At 30.0% G+C, this 4,515-nt stretch carries 5 protein-coding genes; all 5 read left to right on the forward strand.

Annotated elements, in window-relative coordinates; translation table 11 throughout:
• Window positions 1–306: 306 nt before the first annotated feature.
• Entirely contained in the window at window positions 307–618 is a 312-nt protein-coding gene (locus J7M77_RS06045; protein ID WP_296876936.1) for a PTS sugar transporter subunit IIB, read from the forward strand.
• 95 nt (window positions 619–713) lie between these two features.
• Window positions 714–1,568: a MurR/RpiR family transcriptional regulator gene (locus J7M77_RS06050; protein WP_296876937.1), complete on the forward strand. Its 855-nt coding sequence runs from the start codon at window positions 714–716 to the stop codon at window positions 1,566–1,568.
• Between the two features lie 113 nt (window positions 1,569–1,681).
• Window positions 1,682–2,278, forward strand: a complete 597-nt coding sequence (locus J7M77_RS06055) for a hypothetical protein (protein WP_296876938.1) — start codon at window positions 1,682–1,684, stop codon at window positions 2,276–2,278.
• A 415-nt stretch (window positions 2,279–2,693) separates the two neighbouring features.
• Window positions 2,694–3,479 carry an adenosylmethionine decarboxylase gene (gene speD, locus J7M77_RS06060; RefSeq protein WP_296876939.1) on the forward strand — a complete coding sequence of 262 codons (786 nt, stop codon included), beginning with the start codon at window positions 2,694–2,696 and terminating at the stop codon, window positions 3,477–3,479.
• A gap of 9 nt (window positions 3,480–3,488) precedes the next feature.
• Window positions 3,489–4,515 (forward strand): aminotransferase class I/II-fold pyridoxal phosphate-dependent enzyme (locus J7M77_RS06065; protein WP_296876940.1); only part of this gene is annotated, 1,027 nt, incomplete at its 3' end.

A 4,515-nucleotide genomic window follows, 5' to 3' on the forward strand; every position in this document is an offset into this window, starting at 1 on the left:
ACACAGAAGTTAAGCATCATAGCGGCGAAGATAGTACTGCGGTGCGAAAAGAGCACGCTGCCGGTCCTTCTTCTTTTTTTATTTTATATCTGTTTTATTTCCGGCCAGAAAGTTTCCTGGCTTTTTTATTTACAGGTTATATCAGTTAAAACTGTTTACTGATATAACCTGTAATTGTAAATATTTTCTCATTTTTTTTATTTTTTTGGGATTAATATTTATAAATTTCTCCAATTTATTTAAAAAATGGGCTATTGTAGTTTAAAAATGCTAATATTTTTTTAGATAAAAAGGAGGAGATAATATATGAAGAAAATTTTATTGGCTTGTAATGCAGGAATGTCAACCAGTTTATTAGTTACAAGAATGGAAAAATCAGCAGCAGATAAAGGAATTGAGGTAGAAATTAAAGCAGTAGGAATTACTGAAGCTGAAAAAATTCTACATGATTGGGACATCGTTTTATTAGGCCCACAAGTACGACACCAAGTCAAATTATTAACTGATCGTGCTGAAAATAAATTACCTGTTAAGATTATCGATATGCGTGATTATGGTTTAATGAATGGTGAAAAAGTACTTCAGGATGCATTAGATACAATTGAAAATTTCAAATAATTTTATGAATATAGATATGTTTACTGTAAATCTAGTTTAAAGCGTTTTACATTTAAAATGCAACTATAATATAATAATTTTAGGTGATTAAAATGATGAATATATTTGTAGAATTAAAAAATAATTTAAATAAACTATCTAATTACGAAAAAATTATTGCTGAATATATTTTAAAACATCCTGAGCAAGTTTTAACAATGAATGCTAAAGAACTAAGTAAAAAATGTGCTGTCTCACAGGCAACGGTTTACCGTTTATGTGATAAATTTAATATTTCAGGCATTTCAGAATTAAAAGTTAAAATTTCCAATAGCTTAGATGATTATTTAAAAGGTGAACAAGAATTTGATTTTAATTTTCCCATTAAACAATATCAAACCCATTACACCATTATTGCTAGGATTAAAGAAGACTATCAGAAAACTCTTGATTCAACTGCTAATATGTTTAGTCTAGACGAACTGCGACATGTAGTAAACGCAATGAAAAAAGCTAAACAAATTGATATTTATACATCATCAGCAAACATTTATTTTGCTGAAAACTTTAAATTCCAGATGAAAGAAATAGGGGTTAATGTCAATGTACCAATTGAAGAATATCAGCAGCGATTATCAGCATCAACAGGTGATGAAACTCATCTAGCGATTGTAATTTCTTTTCAAGGTCGGGGGATATTAAGTAATATTTTACCTAAAATAATCAAAGAAAGAAAAACACAATTAGTATTAATTTCAGCTTATGATTATGGACTAAAAGATATTGAACCAGATTATCATCTTTTTATTAGCCATCATGAAAATCATTATAAAAAAATTTCATCTTATTCAACCAGACTATCAATTCTTTTTATTTTAGATATTCTGTATACTTGCTATTTTGAGTTAAACTATGATGAAAACGTGAATAAAAAGTTCGAATATTATAATTTGATTGATAAGTATCGTTAGTCTAACTTGATTTTATCAATTGAAATTGTTTTCTGAATATTATAGCTAAATTGATTAAGAAAAATTTGGTTATAATATTAATGTAGAAGACAAAAATTAAAGAAGGTGAATATATGGATTCATTTTTTCAAGATATCAATTTTGATATATACAAACTTTGGATTGAAAATTTAAGCATAGCTGGTGTTAAGATTGAAAAAAAACCTAATGATGAAAGTGTTATTTATTTTAAGAAAGATAAGATCTTAGGAATCACCGCTTTTTATCGGGATTATTTAGTAGAACATGAAATTATTGATACATATACTAATGAAAGATTATATTATATGCACTACCAATTTATTGATTTCAAATTTTCATTATCAATTTTCAATGATTTCATTAACACTTTAAAGAAATTTCATAATCAAAAACAAATTAAAGTACTACTTTGTTGCAGCGTTGGTTATACATCTACCTATTTTGCTCATGGAATCAAAGAGTTTTGTAAGCTGATTAAGGCTCCAATTGAAATAGATGCTGGGGGATATCTACAAATGGACGATGTTAGCCAAAATTATCAGTTGATTTTATTAGCCCCGCAGATAGCTTATTTACAGCCTAAATTATTATTAAAATATCAACGGAATGTTTTTTCGATACCACCGCGGATATTTGCGACTAATGATTATAAACATGTAGTTGATTTTATTTTAAAACAGGATTTATAGTTTACTATATTAAACAAATTATTTTATTTCATAAAAAATGGTTGCAATTTTAATGATTATTATATATAATCATTGTGTTGCAAAAATCAGAATTTATTTTGCAAGAATTTTGACTTTTATGACTGTTTTTGACAGTTGTAAAACTAAACTAAGTGGCAACAATGTTTGCTTATTGATAAGACGAAAGTTTGCTTTTATAAGTTGATGTTAGCGTAGCTGACATTGAGTTGGTGACTATACAACCGTGTGCCTTGGCACATCACACTTGTGAAACAATCAATAAGAGTAGTAAAAGTGATTCTTGCTATATAGACTCTGATAAAAAATCAAAACAGAACAAAAATGTTCTATAATGATGCATTGATTCTCAAGTTGGATGTTCCAGCTTGAGTTTTTTGTTTAGGGGGAAAACGAAATGAGTGAAAAAATGAAATTATATGGGTTTAATAATCTAACAAAATCATTGAGTTTTAATATTTACGATGTTTGCTATGCAAAAAGTCAACGGGAACAAAAGGACTATATTGCTTATATTGATGAACAGTATAATTCAAAACGATTAACTGATATTTTATATCAAGTTGCTAAGATGATTGGGGCACATGTTTTAAATGTATCAAAGCAAGATTATCATCCTCAAGGGGCCAGTGTAACAATGCTGTTAGCTGAAAATGAGATGTTAAAACAACGCCAGGGAGATACTAAAGAAGTTGATGATCGGATTATTTTAGGTCATTTGGATAAAAGTCATATTACTGTCCACACCTACCCAGAGTATCATCCAGAAACTAGTATTGCAACTTTTAGAGTTGATATTGATGTTTCTACCTGTGGTGAAATTTCCCCTTTATCAACATTAGATTATTTAATTGGCAGTTTTGATTCGGATATTATTACCATGGATTATCGTGTACGAGGTTTTACTAGGGATATCAAGGGAAAGAAATTATTTATGGATAATCCAATGACTTCGATCCAACAATATATTGATAGCCAGACATTGCTTAAATATGATGCAGTTGATATTAATATGTATCAGGCTAATTTATTTCATACGAAGATGCTAATTAAAGAATTAGATCTACAAAATTATTTATTTAAAACAGATATTTATGAATTACCACCAAAAGTAAGATTAGAAATAACTAATAACTTACGCCAGGAAATGATTGAAATATATAGTGGAAGTAATATTTTTTAGGGGGCTAAAATGAAATTAGATCAAAGTAAAATGCCAATATATGAGGCTTTACAACAAATAAAACGAGATCGCTTAGTACCATTTGATGTACCTGGTCATAAACACGGTAAAGGGAATCCGGAATTAACTGAATTTTTAGGCCAAAAATGTATGGGTGTTGATGTTAATTCAATGAAACCCTTAGATAATCTGTGCCACCCGGTTTCGGTAATTAAAGAAGCGGAGGAATTAGCCGCTGATGCTTTTAATGCAGCCCACGCGTTTTTTATGGTAGGGGGAACGACATCATCGGTTCAAAGCATGATCATGGCTAGCGTTAAAGCTGGCGAAAAAATAATTATGCCCCGAAATGTTCATCGTAGTGCTATTAATGCAATGATCTTAACTGGAGCAATTCCGGTCTATGTAAATCCTGAAGTAGATAAACGGCTAGGAATATCGCTAGGAATGTCGGTAAGCCAGGTAGAAAAAGCAATTTTAGATAATCCTGATGCTAAAGCAATTTTAATTAATAATCCTACTTACTATGGAATTTGTTCCAATATTAAGGCCATTGTTGAATTAGCACATCGTCATAATATGTTAGCTTTAGTTGACGAAGCCCATGGAACTCACTTTTATTTTAGTGATGAATTACCAATGTCAGCAATGGAAGCAGGGGCGGATATGGCTAGTGTCAGTATGCATAAATCAGGTGGCAGTTTGACGCAAAGCTCATTTTTGCTTTTAGGTCCTAATGTTAATGCTGATTATGTTCGTCAAGTAATTAATTTGACCCAAACAACGAGCGGTTCTTATTTATTAATGGTAAGCTTAGATATGTCACGGAAAAATCTAGCTTTAAATGGCCAAAAGATATTTCATAAAGTACGTTCTTTGGCTCGTTATGCTAGAGAGGAAATTAATCAAATCGGTGATTACTATGCTTATTGTCGAGAATTAATCAATGGCGATAGTGTTTATGATTTTGACGTTACCAAATTATCAATCTTTACTTTAGATGTTGGCTTAGCTGGAATTGAAGTTTATGATTTAT

Source organism: Thomasclavelia sp. (assembly GCF_017889095.1).
Classification (GTDB): domain Bacteria; phylum Bacillota_I; class Bacilli_A; order Erysipelotrichales; family Coprobacillaceae; genus Thomasclavelia.

Coding starts and splice junctions, on each gene's coding strand:
- J7M77_RS06045 (WP_296876936.1), top strand. CDS start 307: ATGAAGAAAATTTTATTGGCTTGTAATGCAGGAATGTCAACCAGTTTA.
- J7M77_RS06050 (WP_296876937.1), top strand. CDS start 714: ATGAATATATTTGTAGAATTAAAAAATAATTTAAATAAACTATCTAAT.
- J7M77_RS06055 (WP_296876938.1), top strand. CDS start 1,682: ATGGATTCATTTTTTCAAGATATCAATTTTGATATATACAAACTTTGG.
- speD (WP_296876939.1), top strand. CDS start 2,694: ATGAGTGAAAAAATGAAATTATATGGGTTTAATAATCTAACAAAATCA.